Here is an 18,307-nt window from a genome sequence, read left to right on the forward strand (position 1 = left end):
AATGACGTGAACCCCAGAAATTGGTTACCCAATGACTGGGGTCAGCTCATAATCAGCGGCCTTTTTTAATTAAGCTAACACTAATTTAATACCGCTTGTGCTTCTATTTCTATTAGCCATTCTGGCAATGAAAGGCCTGTCACAATAATCCAAGAAGAGGCGGGAGGCATTTCACCAAACTTTTCTTTTAATGCATTTGTAATAGCAAGCTGCTCTTCGTCACTATCATAACCTGCTTTAATATAGATACGTAACATCACGACATGGGATAAATCCCCACCCGCTTCACGTAATACATGCTCAATATTAATCAGTGACTGAACTGTTTGTTCATACATCCCACCAGTTACAGTCTCTTGTTCAGCATTTACACCAACCTGCCCCGATAAAAATAATTGGCGTGTTCCACTCGTTTCTATTGCTTGGCTAAAGCCATACTGCAAAGAGTTAAATACCGTTTTAGGGTTAATTAATTTTTTTGTCATTTTTTATCCGTTTTAAAATATCAACCAACTGTAAATTATAAAGAAAATTCTATTAAAGTATCTAAGTATCAGACAAATTCTATCTGTTGAAACAAATAACGTATTTAAAGCTACATATATTGATAAAGTTTATTTAAAACTATTCATGACACCGAGTTCCATAAACTTTGCTAGCTTCTGTATTTCAATTTTTTTCTTTATCCAATCAGTTGGGATGCCATTTAAGTAAGCCATTTTGGCACCTATTAGGATGGGTTGTAGTTCATCCGGAACCCGGTTTATGACCCAATCAACGGCTTTATCTTTTGTCACAAACTGCCCAGTTTCCATGGTTTTCCACATTCTAGCCAATGTCAGTAAAACATTTCTCTCATCACTGTCTAAAGATGACAATAAATTAGGGAGAGAATCTAACATCGCTTGCTTTATTTGCTGTTCATTAACAACAGGGAGTTGATATTCTTTTGATTGCCATAAACTAACAGCTTCTTGCTGTGCTTGCGCTAACATCAAAGTAAATTCAGGATCGTAAACTTGACCTTCCAACTGCCCTTGCTCAATACTTTGCCGTAACCATTCCCCATACATTAGTTCACATTTTGCTGGGTATGAAAGAGAGGCTAACTCGCCTGAAACAAAAACAGCTATTTCTAATGGCCGACGCCCTTGAGGATCGCTAGGATAAAGCCCAGAAATTACCATAAAATCAGAAACTAGTAGCGTTCTCTGGTCATGAGTCATTTCTTTATCAATGACAACTAATATATCAATATCACTTGCCGGCTTTAAACCGCCAGACACGCCTGAACCATGAAGGTAAACGGCAATCAATGAATCGCAAAGATGCCGTTGTAAAATCGACAATATTTGCGCTACCTGATATGAATTTTTCATAACGCTCTAAAAACCTTTTTATAATGTTTTCTAACTCCACATGAGTGACGCTAATTTAGCTATTATTACAATAAAAGATAGGCAAAAATAGCCCCATTCTAGGGACTATTTTTGTTAATTAGATAAGTGGAGGAATAGACGGTAAAATAGGAACTTCAATCACCGTGGGTCCATTACGATTAAATGCTTCTTGGCAGGCTTTTTTGACTTCATCAACGGTTTGAGCCCTTACCGCGCTGCAACCGTATCCTTTACCCAATGCAACTATATCCAGGTTTGGAATATCAAGCCCCGGTACCCCCGGTGTTTTCTCAAGTACCGCAAATGATTTTAAAATCGCATACTCATTATTTTTAGGTATCACAAAAACAATCGGTAAATTATGTTGAGCTGCGCTCCATAAACCCTGAATAGAATATTGCATTGAACCATCACCAATAATTGCCATCACAGGACGATGCCGCCCACTGTCTCTCTCTGCTAGTGCAATACCAACACTCGCGGGTAAATTCCAACCTAACGAACCACTCGCAAATGTATAAAAAGAGTCGGGTAACGTTATCGGCCATTCTTGGTGTAACTCGCCTAAATTAGACGGGGATTCTTCAACAAGTACAGTATCTTCTGGGGAAACCTCTCTCAGAGCGCGGAATAACTGAGAGGCACTTAATATTTCCGAAGTGTTCTGAGTCTCTGCTGTAGAATGAGGAGCCATACCATGCGGTTGCTTAACCACTGTTTTAGCCATTTTTCTTGGCATCACCAATTGGTGCAACCCTTCCAGCGCTAAAACGGCATCACTTAATAAACTATCACCAACAGGGGCTCTCCCCGCCTCAATAGGGTCATCTGTAATATGCAATAAGCGCATACCATCAGGGATATAGCTTCCCGCAACATAAGGGTAGTAGCGAAAAACGGGTGCACCGACCACAATAGCTAAATCATGACCTTTCAGTTTTTCTGATAATGGCTTTGTCGCAAAAGGCAATCCACCAGCATATAAAGGATGATCCTCAGGAAATGGAGGCCGTTCGGATGCAGGAGCAGACCAGACTGGTACATTGATTTTTTCAGCCAATTGAATAGCCACATCCCACCCTTGTCCCCTTGCAATTGCTGAACCGTAAATCAAAACGGGGTTTTCAGCGTTAGATAAAGCAGTTGCAAATTCCTGTAAACGAAGAGGATCATAACCAATACGCTCCGAAACTGAACGAACAGTTGGCATAGTCATTTGTGTCTCTTTATCCCAGTCATCCAGCGGAATTGATAAAAACACAGGCCCTGCGGGTGGTTGCAACGCCATAGCATAAGCCCGCATAAATGCAGCAGGGACATCTTCAGCACGTACAGGCTGATAGCTCCATTTCACCCACGGTTTCGGAAGTGTTTCGGGTTCGATATTTGTCAGCCAAGGTTCCATTAATAACATTTCTCTCGTTTGGTTGCCGGCAGTAATAATCAATGGTGTCCGGTTCATATAGGCGGTTAATATATTACTCATCGCATTACTTAAACCTGCTGATGTATGTACATTCACCATAGCAACCTTACGCATACCTTGAGCATAACCATCAGCTGCGGCAACAGCCGAAGACTCATGTAAAGTTTGGATGTAACGAAAATCACTCGGAAAATCTTTTAAAAATGTTTCTTCTGTTGAGCCTGGATTGCCAAAAACGGTTGTTACACCTAATTTACGTAATAATTCGAATGTTACCTGCCGAATGGTTTTTTTCATTTAAAACACTCCATAAAAATCATCATAACTAAGTGGGCTACCGAGTAATCTTATAAGCCTTGATCAAACTACATTCTCCATTGATTTACATAAGCTTTAGTAATACATCATAGCAAAAATTTTATTCTCACTATATTAAGAAAAAATAAGACTTTAAAATAAAAATGAGTGTCAACAATCTTTTATTAAGATAAAAAACAAATAGTTAAACTATTAACCTATTATGATAATAATAAAAAGATGCTGAAAAACACTAAATAACAATATACAAACAAAATTAAACTGTGATTTTTGTTAATAATAATGTTATTTATTTAATTCTAAGCCATAAATTTAAAATCGGTATTGTCACTATTTAAAATGCTAATTTTTTGATACAAACCTTATATTATTCATACAGATTACTATTTTGTTTTCTTACTAGTGGCGGTTTTCTTTTATGTCACACATCACACTTCTTATCATTCCTTTCGATTATCTCTTTACCTTTCTCAGATAAAAAAACACCTCATTTACACCATTATCATTACGATATAAAAACGGCACAAAAACAAAAAAAACCATAAAAACAAATAATTAGTGATATTCTCACAAAAATACTCAACGACGAAAAAAACAATATCTAAATAGTGTTATAGATCATGGTTAACTAAAAGTTATAGATACCCAAACAAAACTCATTGTTAAACAAAAGTTAAGCAAAGTAATTTAATTTGTCGCTAATGTTAAATAACAACAGTGAAAGTTCTGGTAAACTAACTTGAGGTAAAATAATGATCCTAGATGCCAGCTACACTTTATTAGTCGCTTGTTTGGCGCTATTGATTGGTATGTTTGTCGTTAAATACACACCATTTCTTCAAAAAAACCATATTCCTGAAGCCGTTGTCGGTGGGTTTATTGTTGCCATAATTTTATTAATCGTTGATAAAACAGTAGGTTATTCATTTACTTTCGATGCTTCACTACAAAGCATTCTAATGATCACCTTCTTCTCATCAATTGGGTTAAGTTCAGATTTTTCTCGATTAATAAAAGGAGGGAAACCTCTCGTTTTATTAACCATCGCAGTAACCATTTTGATTACCATTCAAAATACAGTAGGAATGGGAATGGCGGTTTTATTAAATGAAAGCCCATTTATTGGTTTAATTGCGGGGTCAGTGACGTTAACCGGTGGGCATGGTAATGCAGGAGCTTGGGGGCCAATACTGGCTGATAAATACGGTGTCACAGGTGCAGTTGAATTAGCGATGGCTTGCGCTACCCTCGGTTTAGTCTTAGGTGGGTTAATTGGTGGTCCTGTTGCTCGTCACTTATTGAAAAAAGTCACTATTCCAAAAGCCACTGAACTTGAAAAAGAAACAATTATTGAGGCTTTTGAACAACCTAGCGTTAAGCGGAAAATTAATGCAAATAATGTGATTGAGACCATTTCGATGTTAATTATCTGCATCGTCGCTGGTGGATATATCAGTGAATTATTTAAAGATACCGTGTTGCATTTACCTACTTTTGTGTGGTGTTTATTTGTTGGTATTATTATCCGTAATGTATTAACCCATGTATTTAAGCATGAGGTTTTTGAGCCAACCGTTGATGTATTAGGTAGTGTCGCATTATCACTATTTTTAGCCATGGCATTAATGTCACTCAAATTTGGTCAATTAGCGAGTATGGCTGGGCCTGTTTTAATCATCGTTGCCGTACAAACTATGGTTATGGTGCTATTCGCTTGTTTTGTTACCTTTAAGATGATGGGTAAAGATTATGATGCTGTCGTTATTAGTGCAGGGCATTGTGGCTTTGGTATGGGGGCAACCCCTACAGCTATTGCCAATATGCAAACAGTTACCAAAGCTTTTAGCCCATCACATAAAGCCTTTTTAGTTGTTCCAATGGTTGGAGCCTTTATTGTTGATATTGCAAATAGCATCATAATTAAGATCTTTATTGAAATCGGTACTTACTTTACTTAACACGATAGTATAACTTGCGAGCCTATAACAAAAAGCTATAGGCTCGCTTCTCTGTTTCTTTTCAGTTACCCACGTTTCCCCTCAAAGACTATTGAACTTTACTGGTTCCTTTGCGCTAAGAAAAACTTGATTAGCGAAAAATAGAGTAATCGCTCACATTCATCGTAACAACGTGATGACTTATCCGGATTAATTTAAATGATTTCGCTAACATAGTGATATAGCGAAAAATAGTAGGTTTTATACAATGAAATTAAGGCATCTTGATATTTTTTATGCAGTCATGACCTGTGGGTCTTTAACTCGTGCAGCAGAAGTTTTACATATTTCACAACCAGCAGCCAGTAAAGCCTTAAAACATGCAGAGCAACAACTTGGGCTAGTGTTATTTCAGCGGATAAGAGGGAAATTGCTCCCTACTGATGAAGCCAATTTGCTGTTTGAAGAAGCCAAAGAAGTTTATCACAACTTAGAAAAGCTAAGAATTTTAGCACAAAACTTATCACGTAACCCTCAGGGTAAACTTGCTGTAGGGTGTCTCCCCAGCTTGGGGTTAAACCTCGTTCCCGAAGTAACGGCTCTGTTTATAAAAAAACATCCCAATATTAAACTGACCATAGGAACACATCACACAACAGATATTATGCAGTTATTAACTCAGCAAGACTTAGATATTGGCATAGGCTTCAACTTAAGTATTGAAGGTGGGATCACAATGCTGCCGATTGCTAATATTCCGTTGGTCTATGTAGACAGTAAACCACCATCACACTCACCTGTTTCTCTTATCGATATTGATCAACAGCGTTGGATACACCCTGGCTCAGATTCATTGGCTCAATTATTACAAGAACGCCATGAGTTTTTAGAGTCAAACATTAGCGTTCATACTTATCATATGGCAGCTGAATTCGTCCAAGCTGGGTTGGGGTGTAGCATCACCGATATTTTCTCAGCTGAGCATACCTTACCCGAATCAATGATTTACCCTCTCAAAGAAGATTTACAGCTCGCAGTCTCCGTCTTTCATCGCGCGGATAGACCATTAACGAAAGCGGCACAAAATTACGTCAATACATTGACGTTAACTTTGGAAAAAAGGAATAAAACAGTTAACCAAAAGTTATACTCTGGTAATGAAAACTCAATTGTTTAGTTAACCTATTCACCGTTAAATAATAACTCCTTAGTGATTATTGGTTATAGAATATTATGGCTAAACATGTGGTGATTATCGGTGCCGGTGTGATTGGACTAAGTACCGCATATGCATTAATTAAAGCGGGGCAAACTGTCACGTTAATTGAGTCTGAAACAGATGTTGGAATGCACACCAGTTTTGCAAATGGTGGTCAGCTTAGTTATCGCTATGTGTCCCCACTCGCCGATGCTGGTGTGCCTTTACAAGGTTTGCGTTGGATGGGGAAAAACGACTCGCCTTTAAATTTAAAGATAACCCCGTCTGTGCACCAATGGTCTTGGTTAGCACAATTCACATTAGCTTGTAACCGAAAAACCAATAGAATCAACGGAGACCATCTTTTACGCTTATCATTATTAAGCCAAAATATGATGAATTTATGGCGTCAAAAAGGTGATTTAGGCGATTTTGCGTGGGAAAAATCAGGCAAACTGATTATCCACCGTGATTCGAAAAGCTTTCTAAAAGCCAGCGAAACCGCCGATAAACAATTCCAAAAAACATTAACACCCGCTGAAATCATCGAACTGGAACCCTCTTTAAAACATATACAGTCCCAATTAGTCGGTGCCATCTATGCTCCTGATGATGAAAGTGCTGATTGTTATTTGTTCTGTAAAAATCTCCTGCAATATTTGCAAACTCAACCGCAATTTAATCTTTGTTTACAACAATCAGTCCAATATTTCATTAAACAAGATAACCGTATTACAGGCGTAGCGACACACCAGGGAATAATTCAAGCCGATGATTTTATTGTTTGTGCAGGTAACGGCAGTCGTGAATTATTGAAGTCGCTCAAAATTAATGTGCCAATATTAGGTCTTAAAGGGTATAGCTTAAGTGTGAAATATCCACAAACAGAAAATACAGTACCTAAAATTAACGTGACTGATTACGGAAATAAGATTGTCTATGCCAAACTTAATGACCAACTCCGTATTGCTGCCATGGTCGATATTGGATATGACACGGCTGGCTTACGCGAAAATAGAATAAAAGCGCTCAAAAAAATCATAAAAAAAACCTTTCCTGAGCTACCACAAGTTGATAGCGCCGAAAGTTGGTTTGGTTTACGTCCATCAACACCTAAAGGACCCCCAATTTTAGGAAAAACTGCATACCACAATTTGTGGCTAAATATTGGTCACGGAAGTTTAGGTTTCACACTCGCTGCTGGTAGTGCAGAAATATTAACTAAACTTATTACAGAACAAAAATCACCTATTTCTTTAACTGGATTCACGAGGTAACTATGCCCATTAAACGTAATAACCCAAAACCACGCTTAGCTGATAGTGTTGAACATGCAGGCATTGTTTATTTATCAGGGCAGGTACCGAATGATTTAACTGGCGATATTACGCAACAAACTGAAGAAGTTTTTGCGAAAATAGATGCTTTATTAGCAGCAAGCAACAGTGATAAAACCCGTATTTTATCTGCTCAAGTTTGGATTAAAAATATGGCGAGAGACTTTTCCGCCTTTAATGCAGCATGGGAAAATTGGATGCCTGTAGAAAATAGCCCTGCGCGTGCAGCGGTTGAAGCTAATATGGCTCGTGACCAAGTACTTGTTGAGATTATGGTTATTGCTTCCCAGTCCTAATATACTTTAACTGTATACCTCGCTATCAATAAAAACAGTGAGGCCTAAAATTAAAGGCTCACTGTTTTTTCATCCAAGCCATGGTTAGGAAACTTTAGTTTTCAATATCACATGCTATTTAAGCTGTCGTCATCAACTTTTTCTTATCACATACCTGATTAGACAAATTCACCCCATTTTTATAAGCAACAATATCCGCCATAATAGCTAATGCTATCTCAGGGGGGGTTTTGCTCCCAATAGGAATACCAATAGGTGCATGAATACGCTTAATTTCATCGACTGACATACCGCCCGTCTCAACTAAACGCTCTCTTCGACGAGCGCTTGTTCTTACAGAGCCCATTGCACCAATATAGAATGCATCTGTATTTACCGCTTCCATTAATGTCAAATCATCGATCCGCGGGTCATGAGTTAATGAAACTATTGCACTATTAGGAGAACACCCCTTTTCTTCTAAATAACGGGCAGGAAATACAGGTATAGTTTCTATCTGAGAGGGAATTTGCTGCGAAAAACGTGATAACTCATCATTTCTATGATCACAAATAATCACTTCAAAGCCTAAAGTGAGTGCAAAATTAGCACAATAAGCGCCAACTGTTGAAATGCCAGCAATAATCAGTTTTGGGGGAGCTGCAATGTATAATTGAATATCGTGACCATCTCGTTCTATCTGTGTTGAAAACTCAATATCCTTTACCGTATTAATCATTCCGGGCTGCGGCAATGTCACTTTTTTGATAATTGCAGAATAACCCAATAATGCATTTTGAATTTCGATTAGATAATTAAGTGATTTTTCATTATTTGGTAAATATTCTATTAAAACATCTAAACTCCCCTCACAGGGTAAATTTACTTTGGCTTCGATGCCACCTCGCCCATAACGTACGACTTGGCTGCTATCCGTATATTCAGTCTGTTTAATTCGTTGAATAAAGTCTTCCTCAATACAACCTCCAGAAAGCGAGCCTGAATACTGACCATCACTTCTTGCAACCAAAAGAGAGCCAGGGCTTCTAGGTGAAGAGCCATAAGTATTCAATACGGTACATAGCCAGATAGGCCCTTCTTTTATCCAAACAACCGCTTGAGAGATAACAGAAACATCTTCACGCAACATATTTGCTCCCTATTTGTTATCAAAACTTGGATAGTCAATGTCCTTAATAACATTTTTATCATTTATATCCATTTCATAAACAACATTATGGTGTAATAGCGATTTTGCACCTTCATCCCCCGTCAATCTAATTAAATCTAAATAGTATTTAGCAGATATCCCCACAGGATGACCAGGGCACCCCTGATATATAGGTCTTACTAATGAATGATAATTTAATTCATTAGCTACACATACAAATAACTCACTATTTATATATGGCATATCCGCCAAATGAATCAACCACCCATCTAAGTGCCATGTTTCTTTAACACCTAATGCGATAGAATCACCCAGCCCATCACTATTTAACAATGAAAATGAAATGTTAAACTGTAAGCAATTATTAATAACATCAACATTATTTGGGCGAGTAACCACATGAATCGGAAGCCCACTACCCATTGAATTATATAAAGTTTTCTCAAAAACTGTTTGCTTATCAAGCACGAGATTTAATTTACTACCTTTACCTCCAGCCTTTTGAAAACGTTCACTTTTTCCTGCTGCTAATATTAAAATGCCAATATTCATAGGTTACGTTATGTGTATATATATTTATTGCGTATCTCATAGATAAGGTATATTCAATAAGATAACAAGCTTTAGTTTTCATTAATTTGCTAATTATTAGTAGTTGAACAATAGTTAAATGGATATAGAATAAATATCAATGCAATTATAAAAATAAAAACACTGATACAGTAAAAATAAGTGTAAGGGTGTATTATGAGCAAAAGCAATGTCGAACTCTCCCGCAGACACTTTCTAAAATGTGCCGTTATTGCTGGGATATCTGTTTATTTAGCGCCTTTGTATAGCCGTGCCTTTGACGTGCTATTCGAGGAAAAAATCCTTCAATCTCCAGATTGGAATCCCGTAGATAAGCAAATAAAATTTCGAATTGATGGTTTTTCCAAAGTTCAAGGAGAAAAAGTATTTGCTCGAGATATACGCGCTCGCGATATCCCTCACTGGCCCAAAAAACAGGGTCATGCATTTCTACTTCGAGTTACTCAAGCCGATAAAATCTATCAAGGTTTTGACCTCAGTCGTCTTAAAGATGGGTTAATGCCTGATCGCCTTGTGACGGCAGCAGATTTAGAAAAAGATGGTGTCGCCTTCCCTGACTTTTATGGTGATGACATGTTGTTACCTACAGGGAAAACCCCCGCATATCTAGGTCAAGCGGTCGCTTTATTGATTTATCATGACTTCGCTAGATTTAACTTCGCGAAAGAAACGCTAAAATTCCGTGATGATATCATTCAATATGGCGCTTATACTGGCCCTCTCGAACGCAATCCTTGGGGAACTTACCGCGGTGTAAGAATTGGCGGAGAAACGCCTTATTCACCAGATGTATACTCTAGTTTAAAAGACATGCCAATTTCCCCTATCGGGATGAAAAAACATCTACCAGTTTGGCCCGAAGGGCGTGAAGGCGGAAAACTGGACGAAGAAGGCATGTTTTATGCTGATGAACTCGCCAAGCAGTTAGAAAACCCACCTGAAGATTGGCTAATTATTAAACGTAACTATTTCTCACAATCTATTGATACCGCAGCACTTGAGCCTGATAATGCTAATGGTTGGTATGATGCAAAAAACCAATCATTCCATTTAGTTATTCCAACTCAATCTCCTCAAGAAGTCGCAGCTTCGCTACCTGAGATGTTGGCAAAATCAAAATTTCCGATTAAACAAATTTTCTTACATCCTTGTTTTACCGTGGGTTATGGTTCCAAAGACCATGCACCATTTCCATACTATGGTGCTATGGCAACACTCTATGGTGATGGTGTACCAATTCGGTTAGCCAATGACCGCTATGAGCAATTTCAATCCAGTATTAAACGCCATGCTTTTGATATGGATTACACGTTAGCCGTTAATAAAAAAACCCACAAAATCGAAGCGCTTTCTGCATCATTCATTGGCGATGGTGGCGGGCGCTGTAACTTTACCCCTTCGGTTGTTATGGTCGGGGCAACTGGCGCCCAAGCAATCTACTACGTCCCTCGTAGTGATCTCTCAGCAGTCGGGATTGCGTCAAGGGCTGTAGATGCTGGCTCAGCTCGTGGCTATGGGACTTTGCAAGCAATGGCTGCCACCGATATGTTGATGGAAGAAGCCGCAAAATTACTGAATGCAGACCCTATAGAGTTTCGAATGAAAAACCTGATTAAATCAGGTATGAAAAATACCCAAGGCGCTATCCCTGGCGGCGCAATTCGTGCCGATGAAGTGCTATCCCGTTGCGCTGAGCACCCCATGTGGCTAGAAAGAGCCAAACGTAAAGCCGACTTTGAAGCAAAAAATAGTGGAAAACTATTTGGCACAGGTATTTCATGCGTACAAAAAGACTTTGGTACAGGAGCTGAATCTTCATTTGCCCGCGTCGAGCTAACTCCTGAAGGTAAAATTGCTATCTATCACAGTGGAGCGGAAATTGGCACAGGTATGTCAACCTCTCAGTCGGTGGTTTGCGCTAAATGGCTAGGTAAACCTGCAGAAGAAGCTCATTTTTCTGTCGTTGATTGGTCTGTATTACCGATGGTTTCGAGTGGTAATCCATTCGCTATGTCACAAGAAGAACAGGAACGCTTAGCACAGAACCCTCTTTGGACACCTAATTATTGTTCACCAGCAAGTGCGAGTAATTCCGCTTATTATTTCACTCAAAGTACGAATGAAGCCGCTCGATTAATATTCGAATATGGTTTATGGCCTGCTGCGATGTCTATTTGGCAAGAAGGTATTGGTAATGGACAAGCCGCTCCTCTCGTTGTTCGACGTGAAGATGCGCGTTGGGTTGAAAATGGCTTAACCGCTAATGGATTAGAAGTACTGAGTTTATCTCGCTTAGTTGAACGAACTTTTCAAATGGGTGGGGTTACAGGCGCTGTTTGCCACGTATTTAACCGCTGGCAATGGGCTGAAGCTGACTTCAAAATTAATGGTGAGACACGTCGTTTATACATTGATGGTCTTTCTTTACGCTTTGCAGATCAAGATTACCAAGTTTGGCATCGTGAAAAAGCCTATTATCCTGACACACAACGTAATAATGCAGGTGTCACCTACTACAGTGCTGTTGCTACACTTTCTGAGCTCTCAATTGATAAGGCAACGGGACATGTTGAACTTCTAGATCATCATACTGTTGTTGAATGTGGCAACCTTATTGTACCTCAGCTTGTCTCAGGGCAGATCCAAGGTGGACTCGCGATGGGGATAGGCCACGCATTACACGAATATTTACCTCTCTATGAAGATGGACCGGGTAACGGAACATGGAATTTCAACCGTTATCATATGCCGTTAGCCAGTGATGTTGCCGTCTGGAAGCAGACAAATGAAATCCTACCGGGGCTTTCAGAAACAGATCCCCCTAAAGGTGTCGCAGAGGTCGTAATGATCCCTGTCGTTTCATCTATCGTTAACGCCATTGCTGACGCAACAGGACATCACTTCCTGCGCCTGCCAGTTCGCCCTGAAGACATCATAGAGGTAATATCATGAGCATAAACTTCCTTCCTCTCACCCTAACTATCAATGGCCAATCCTATGGACCGATAGATGTCCCTGCTGGCCTAATGATGATTGATTTCTTACATGAATACCTAGACCTAACAGGCTCAAGGCTCGGCTGTGGGCAAGGTATTTGTCACGCTTGTGTCGTGATATTAGACAACCCATCCGGTACAAGTGAAGAAATACGAACCTGCATCACAGGGGCTCATTTTTTTAATAATAAAAGTATTCGCACAATTGAAGGCACTGCAACTAAAGAAGAAAACGGCGACATTACTTTATCCCCAGTGCAACAAGCTTTTGTTGAACACTTTAGTTTTCAATGCGGTTATTGCACCCCCGGCTTTGTTAATGCTGCAACTATTTTTATTGAGCAACTGCAGAAAAACCCAATTGCCGAAGAAGATTTAGAAGAAGCGATTAAACAAGCCCTTAATAATCATATCTGCCGCTGTACCGGTTATGTGCGTTATTACGAAGCCGTACGCGATGTGGTCCTCAGTACTCCAGGGTTACTCAAGGAGACCATAAAATGATTAAACGCATTCTATTATGGCTTATAGCCATCATTGTTATCGTTTGGGCTGTGCTGTATTGGTACGAAAGCCGTACATTAGATGGCCCAGTGCAAAAAGTTACCGCGACAGCACAAGAAATCGAACGAGGCCATTACCTTACCCTTGCGAGTGACTGCGCTGCATGCCATACAAGTGCCAATGGCGCACCACTGGCAGGCGGTTTCCCTCTGGATACGCCATTCGGGACAATTTACAGCAGTAACTTAACGCCATCCGCTGATTTCGGTATTGGTCGTTGGACAAAAGACGAGTTCTATACCGCTTTGACTCAGGGTATTTCTCCCCCTAGCAAGCACCTTTATCCGGCCATGCCTTATACCTCTTATAAAGGAATAACGCGTGAAGATTCTGATGCTATTTACAGCTACCTCATGAGCCAACCTGCTGTCGATGTCGCTCCTCCTGAGAACGAACTGCCCTTTCCACTAAACCAACGTATGGCAATGATTGGCTGGAATTTATTGTTTTTTAACGATAAGCCCCTACCAAATAGTTCACAAGGTAGCTCTCCTGAATGGTTGCGAGGAAAGTATTTAGTCAATGTGTTAGAGCACTGCGCTGAATGTCATACTCCAAGAGGAAAACTTGGTGAAATGGATTTAGATAACTTTATGAAAGGTGGGTCTTTAGGCCGTTTTATGGCGCCAGATATTACACCTGAAGCTCTCGCAGCTCGCGGTTGGACAACAAAGGACTTGCAACAATTTTTTATGACCGGTATCGCTCCGCAAGGGTCTGCTTTCAGTGATATGCACCCGGTGATTTATCTTAGCTCACAACATCTCACACCTGAAGATAACAAAGCCATTGCGACCTATTTAATGGGCGACAACCCACCCGCAACTTCACCATTAAATATAGGTGAGGGTTCTCCACAGGGCCACCAAATTTACTTGGAAACTTGCTCTGGCTGCCATTCATACGATGGAGAAGGAAAACCTAATGTCGCTGTTGCGCTAAAAGGTAATTCAACGCTTCGTGATGTAGATAGTACTAATTTAATTAATACCATTTTGGATGGTTTACCTGAACAACCATTCCCAAATAACCAAAACATGCAAAGTATGCCTGGATTTGCAGGCCAACTTACAGATGAGCAAATCAGTGATTTGGTAAATTTCCTTCGGGTCCAATGGGGGGGACAACCCGCAGATGTCACCCCAGATAAAATTAAAGCATTACGTCAGTAACAACTAAAAAGCAGCTATCGAGCTTGTAGCAATATTAACAAGCTCGATAGTTCGCCACCAAATCAGCGCATAACAACTGATTCTATATCATTAAATACATGTTGATTTTATGTATTTATTAATAATATTTCATTTGATTTAATTAAATCATACCCTGATAAAACTCAGTGACTTTATTCAATACTGTCATATTAAGATGACTCTAACAATATTATTCACTTTCTTGAATAAATCCCTTTACTCATTCTTGATATACCTCTATAGATAACCTTACTATTTACATAATTTCTTATCTAACTTACTGAGCAATCTGATATTAATCATCAATTTTAGAATAGATATCATCGAAACAAAATAATATTACTATTAACAATTAAGATGAATTATTTATCTCCATCACTAATAAAATCTCCTAAGAATATAATCAGGGAGCACTAAATGTCGGGACAAATTTCTAGACGCAATTTTATCAAACTCGGAACCATTGCAGGTATTGCTGTTATGGTCGGTAAATTACCTTTTGCTAGTGCAATGGAGCTTGATTCAGATTCACCCCCAACAGCTTGGATCGGTCAAAATGGTAAAGCTCGTTTTCGTTGGGACGGTGTGGAGAAGATAACAGGACGCAAAAACTTTGCACGCGATTACCGAGCAAAAGATATTCCTGGCTGGCCTAAAAAACAAAGTTATGCCTTTATGTTAAAAGCAACGGAAGCGAATAAAACCTTTGAAGGCATCGACATTTCAATGCTAGGGCCAAATCTACAACCCGATAAAATTGTTTTGCAAGAAGACCTTATACGAGATGGTTTAAATATTCCTCAAGATACTAGTATGGGAAAAGGGTTCTATGGCACCAATATTTTAGTCCCTCTTGGTGAGACGCCCCCTATTATCGGCCACCCTGTTGCCATCTTAATTTATCAGGATTTTGATCATTTTAGTGCTGCACAACGAATGCTACGGTTTGCAACGAACACGGTAAAATACGGTGCCGTCACCGGCCCCAAACCGCCAGCTAACTATGGAGCAGCCCGTTACGTTCGCATTGGGGGTGAAACACCACTTTCCCCTTCCATTTTTTCTCCTTACCAAGATTCAGGAATTAAAGGCGGTTTTGATGGTAATACCCCCATTTGGCCCCCTTATGACCCTAAACATGCACTAACCATTCCACCCGTCATTCGAAAAGATCGCGGGGGTGGTTTTATTCAAGCCTTACACCAAGCAGAAAAACACCCCGATAAACAAGAAAAAGCCATGGATTACGCACGGCAAATTGAGCAAGAGGTCGAAGCTGCAAAACAGGACCCCAATAAATTTGTCATTGAACGCCACGGTTTTTCTCAGTCTATCGACCCCTGTGCTATGGAGCCAGATAACTGTAACACTTGGTATGATGCACAAACCAAAACACTGCATATTTTAACCGCGACACAATCACCTGCTGGTGTAGTAAATGCAGCAGCAGAGTTATCTAAAAACAATAAACACTTTTCAGTCGAGAATATTGTGCTATTAACTGGCTCTACGGTAGGTTATGGCTCAAAAGACTATTCGGTTTTCCCGTTCTATTCTATGGTGGCAAGTTTCTATGCCGATGGGCTACCAGTACGTATGGCAAACGACCGCTATGAACAATTTCAAATGGGGATGAAACGCCATTCCATTGAAATGGATGTCACCATTGTGGGTGATAAAAAAACGGGTAAATTTGATGTATTAAAAGGTACTTATAACTGTAATGGAGGAGGTCGTGAAAACCTTTCCGTTGCCGTATCTCACGTTGCTGTCCGTGGAGCCCAATCGATTTATTATTTCCCTAAATCGGACTTAACAGCCTTAGCAATGGCGACCCCTGCAGTTGAAGCCGGCTCTATGCGTGGTTTTGGGTCATTACAATCTATGGCGGTCACCGAGTTAATGGTCGATGAAATCGCCCATGATCTTAACATTGACCCTATCGAGTTACGCCGCCGTAACGCTATTTTAGAAGGTTATCCAAATACTCAAGGTGGTGTTATTGCAGGCGATCCTCGCAATGTAGAAATGTTAAACCTAGCAGAAAACCACCCAATTTGGGTCGAACGTAATAAAAATAAAGCAGAATATGAAGCAAAAAACCCGGGGAAACTCTACGGTGTTGGTTTTGCTCAAGTACAACAAGTTTACGGCTCAAGTGGCGTTCCTACTATCCTCTCCCTAGAATTTGACGCCAATGGCAAACTCACCATGCGCCATTGTATGCAAGAAATTGGTACTGGCGGCACAACCGCACAACAAGTGATGGTATGGCAGGCGCTGAGTAAAGCCCCTGATGTTGTCGAGTTTGGCGTCACTGAATTTGAGGAGTTACCCCTTAAAACCAGTTGGGCAGACCAGAAAAAACAAGATGAGTTATCTAAAACTGATCCTTATTGGACGCCCGCTCTTATCCCTGATATGAGCTCATCTAGTGGCGTTTACTACATTGGTTTCGGTACTCGCCAAGCCGGGCATTTTCTATTGGAAAACACACTCTGGCCTGCCGCAAAAAGTATTTGGAGTGAAGGTCCTGGTGGTGGAGCTTTCAATGGCTTAAATGTCGAATTCGCAGATATCCGAGTAGGGCCTGAAGGTATTGGCGGCGGAGGCATGAAACCAATTCCCTTCGACAAACTTGCAAAAAGAGCTCATGAAATGGGGTTAATTACAGGCGTCGCCGTACATGGATACTCAAGCTGGCAATGGGCTCGTGCAGAATTTGATATTCCTACTGTTGGCTTAAAAAACCTCCCTCTTGATGCGATATCTGTACGTTATGGTGATGGTGCATCACAAAAATTGAAAAAACAAATGACAACAGGCGGTTATCATTTCATTAAACGTAATATTGCCTACTACCCGCCGACACAGCGCGCAAAAGCCGACCCGACTACAGTGACGCCCGCATCCTGTTTAGTTGAGCTCAATGTCAATACCATGACTGGCGAAGTCGAGATCATGCGTCACCATATGATTATGGACCCCGGCACTATGATTGTACCTGAATTAGTATCTGGGCAAATCCAAGGTGGCACCGCAATGGGGATTGGTCACGCATTAATGGAAGAGCTCCCGTTATATGAAGATGGCCCCGGTAATGGAACATGGAATTTTAACCGCTATGTTCTGCCTCGAGCTAAAGATGTCGCCGTATGGCAGCAAACCATCGATTACTTACCGCCCCTTTCTGAGACCTCACCACCAAAAGGTATGGCTGAACTTGGAATGATCCCCATCTTACCAGCGACTAGTAATGCATTAACCCACGCTACAGGCAAGCGTTTCTACGAATTCCCGATTACGGTTGATAAAATTAAAAAGGCCCTCTCATGAATATCAAAAATGCCGTTCCGATTATTGAGCGCAAGCCATTAACACTGACCATTAACGGCAAAAAAATTGGTCCTATTGATGTCCCTGTTGGTATGCCAATGATTGAATTTTTACATGAATATTTAGACCTCACTGGTACTCACTTCGGCTGTGGGCAAGGGATCTGCCACGCTTGCACCATCATGGAAATTCAACCCGATGGCTCAACGATTGAAAGCCGCACCTGCATCTTTGGTGCTCATTACTTTAATCATAAAAATATTGTCACCATCGAGGGGCAAGCTAAACTTGATGAACAAGGCAACGTCATTGAATTAACACCAATCCAGCAAGCCTTTATCGAAAACTTCTCTTTCCAATGTGGGTATTGTGCCCCTGGTTTTGTCACTGGCGCGACGGTATTTCTTGATAAGCTCAAGAAACACCCAATTAAACGCGCAGAGCTAGAACATGCAATAGAAGAAGCTCTCAACGAACATATTTGCCGTTGTACCGGCTATGTACGTTATTATGAAGCGGTGAGAAAAGTTGCTCTCGACACCCCCGGCTGTGTAATAGACTAAGG

General features: G+C 40.3%; 14 protein-coding genes. 9 read left to right on the forward strand and 5 right to left on the reverse strand.

What is annotated here, in order from left to right; genetic code table 11:
- Positions 1–80: 80 nt before the first annotated feature.
- The 3 genes from RB151_RS17210 to mdlC form a co-directional block, all read right to left on the reverse strand.
- A complete protein-coding gene (locus tag RB151_RS17210) occupies positions 81–485 on the reverse strand; it encodes a RidA family protein (RefSeq protein ID WP_042848906.1) in 405 nt (134 codons plus the stop codon).
- A 129-nt stretch (positions 486–614) separates the two neighbouring features.
- Positions 615–1,379 (reverse strand): aminoglycoside adenylyltransferase family protein, encoded by a 765-nt coding sequence (locus RB151_RS17215; RefSeq protein WP_071548553.1) that lies wholly within the window; start codon positions 1,377–1,379, stop codon positions 615–617.
- 118 nt (positions 1,380–1,497) lie between these two features.
- Positions 1,498–3,123, reverse strand: coding sequence for a benzoylformate decarboxylase (gene mdlC, locus RB151_RS17220; RefSeq protein ID WP_071548554.1), 1,626 nt, complete (start codon positions 3,121–3,123; stop codon positions 1,498–1,500).
- A gap of 773 nt (positions 3,124–3,896) precedes the next feature.
- Here mdlC and gltS point away from each other — a divergent pair.
- The 4 genes from gltS to RB151_RS17240 all read left to right on the forward strand — a co-directional run bounded on the left by gltS (position 3,897) and on the right by RB151_RS17240 (position 7,912).
- A complete protein-coding gene (gene gltS / locus RB151_RS17225) occupies positions 3,897–5,102 on the forward strand; it encodes a sodium/glutamate symporter (RefSeq protein WP_042848909.1) in 1,206 nt (401 codons plus the stop codon).
- Between the two features lie 247 nt (positions 5,103–5,349).
- Positions 5,350–6,258 carry a LysR family transcriptional regulator gene (locus RB151_RS17230; protein WP_048608127.1) on the forward strand — a complete coding sequence of 303 codons (909 nt, stop codon included), beginning with the start codon at positions 5,350–5,352 and terminating at the stop codon, positions 6,256–6,258.
- 56 nt (positions 6,259–6,314) lie between these two features.
- Positions 6,315–7,556 carry a D-amino acid dehydrogenase gene (locus RB151_RS17235; RefSeq protein ID WP_042848911.1) on the forward strand — a complete coding sequence of 414 codons (1,242 nt, stop codon included), beginning with the start codon at positions 6,315–6,317 and terminating at the stop codon, positions 7,554–7,556.
- A gap of 2 nt (positions 7,557–7,558) precedes the next feature.
- The gene (locus RB151_RS17240) at positions 7,559–7,912 is read left to right on the forward strand and encodes a RidA family protein (RefSeq protein WP_042848912.1); all 354 of its coding nucleotides are present in this window, start codon (positions 7,559–7,561) and stop codon (positions 7,910–7,912) included.
- 118 nt (positions 7,913–8,030) lie between these two features.
- On the opposite strand, the gene RB151_RS17245 is transcribed toward RB151_RS17240, so the two are convergent.
- The gene (locus tag RB151_RS17245; RefSeq protein WP_071548555.1) at positions 8,031–9,041 is read right to left on the reverse strand and encodes an XdhC family protein; all 1,011 of its coding nucleotides are present in this window, start codon (positions 9,039–9,041) and stop codon (positions 8,031–8,033) included.
- 9 nt (positions 9,042–9,050) lie between these two features.
- Positions 9,051–9,614 carry a nucleotidyltransferase family protein gene (locus RB151_RS17250; protein ID WP_071548556.1) on the reverse strand — a complete coding sequence of 188 codons (564 nt, stop codon included), beginning with the start codon at positions 9,612–9,614 and terminating at the stop codon, positions 9,051–9,053.
- Between the two features lie 195 nt (positions 9,615–9,809).
- Between RB151_RS17250 and RB151_RS17255 the strand changes: the two genes are divergently transcribed.
- The 5 genes from RB151_RS17255 to RB151_RS17275 all read left to right on the forward strand — a co-directional run bounded on the left by RB151_RS17255 (position 9,810) and on the right by RB151_RS17275 (position 18,305).
- Positions 9,810–12,605 carry a xanthine dehydrogenase family protein molybdopterin-binding subunit gene (locus RB151_RS17255; protein WP_048608130.1) on the forward strand — a complete coding sequence of 932 codons (2,796 nt, stop codon included), beginning with the start codon at positions 9,810–9,812 and terminating at the stop codon, positions 12,603–12,605.
- Positions 12,602–13,153, forward strand: coding sequence for a (2Fe-2S)-binding protein (locus tag RB151_RS17260; RefSeq protein ID WP_071548557.1), 552 nt, complete (start codon positions 12,602–12,604; stop codon positions 13,151–13,153). Before RB151_RS17255 ends, RB151_RS17260 begins: the two co-directional genes overlap by 4 nt.
- Entirely contained in the window at positions 13,150–14,385 is a 1,236-nt protein-coding gene (locus RB151_RS17265; RefSeq protein WP_042848917.1) for a cytochrome c, read from the forward strand. Before RB151_RS17260 ends, RB151_RS17265 begins: the two co-directional genes overlap by 4 nt.
- Positions 14,386–14,823: 438 nt before the next feature.
- Positions 14,824–17,742: a xanthine dehydrogenase family protein molybdopterin-binding subunit gene (locus RB151_RS17270; protein WP_071548558.1), complete on the forward strand. Its 2,919-nt coding sequence runs from the start codon at positions 14,824–14,826 to the stop codon at positions 17,740–17,742.
- Positions 17,739–18,305 (forward strand): (2Fe-2S)-binding protein, encoded by a 567-nt coding sequence (locus tag RB151_RS17275; protein ID WP_042848919.1) that lies wholly within the window; start codon positions 17,739–17,741, stop codon positions 18,303–18,305. The genes RB151_RS17270 and RB151_RS17275 overlap by 4 nt, the downstream gene beginning before the upstream one ends.
- Positions 18,306–18,307 lie beyond the last annotated feature (2 nt).

Origin of the sequence: Providencia rettgeri, assembly GCF_001874625.1 — a bacterium.
Taxonomy (GTDB): Bacteria; Pseudomonadota; Gammaproteobacteria; order Enterobacterales; family Enterobacteriaceae; genus Providencia; species Providencia huashanensis.

Excerpts from the sequence above, each read along its gene's own strand:
- RB151_RS17215 (WP_071548553.1), bottom strand. The coding sequence starts at position 1,379 with ATGAAAAATTCATATCAGGTAGCGCAAATATTGTCGATTTTACAACGG.
- gltS (WP_042848909.1), top strand. The coding sequence starts at position 3,897 with ATGATCCTAGATGCCAGCTACACTTTATTAGTCGCTTGTTTGGCGCTA.
- RB151_RS17240 (WP_042848912.1), top strand. The coding sequence starts at position 7,559 with ATGCCCATTAAACGTAATAACCCAAAACCACGCTTAGCTGATAGTGTT.
- RB151_RS17265 (WP_042848917.1), top strand. The coding sequence starts at position 13,150 with ATGATTAAACGCATTCTATTATGGCTTATAGCCATCATTGTTATCGTT.
- mdlC (WP_071548554.1), bottom strand. The coding sequence starts at position 3,123 with ATGAAAAAAACCATTCGGCAGGTAACATTCGAATTATTACGTAAATTA.
- RB151_RS17260 (WP_071548557.1), top strand. The coding sequence starts at position 12,602 with ATGAGCATAAACTTCCTTCCTCTCACCCTAACTATCAATGGCCAATCC.
- RB151_RS17235 (WP_042848911.1), top strand. The coding sequence starts at position 6,315 with ATGGCTAAACATGTGGTGATTATCGGTGCCGGTGTGATTGGACTAAGT.
- RB151_RS17230 (WP_048608127.1), top strand. The coding sequence starts at position 5,350 with ATGAAATTAAGGCATCTTGATATTTTTTATGCAGTCATGACCTGTGGG.
- RB151_RS17275 (WP_042848919.1), top strand. The coding sequence starts at position 17,739 with ATGAATATCAAAAATGCCGTTCCGATTATTGAGCGCAAGCCATTAACA.
- RB151_RS17210 (WP_042848906.1), bottom strand. The coding sequence starts at position 485 with ATGACAAAAAAATTAATTAACCCTAAAACGGTATTTAACTCTTTGCAG.
- RB151_RS17250 (WP_071548556.1), bottom strand. The coding sequence starts at position 9,614 with ATGAATATTGGCATTTTAATATTAGCAGCAGGAAAAAGTGAACGTTTT.
- RB151_RS17245 (WP_071548555.1), bottom strand. The coding sequence starts at position 9,041 with ATGTTGCGTGAAGATGTTTCTGTTATCTCTCAAGCGGTTGTTTGGATA.
- RB151_RS17270 (WP_071548558.1), top strand. The coding sequence starts at position 14,824 with ATGTCGGGACAAATTTCTAGACGCAATTTTATCAAACTCGGAACCATT.
- RB151_RS17255 (WP_048608130.1), top strand. The coding sequence starts at position 9,810 with ATGAGCAAAAGCAATGTCGAACTCTCCCGCAGACACTTTCTAAAATGT.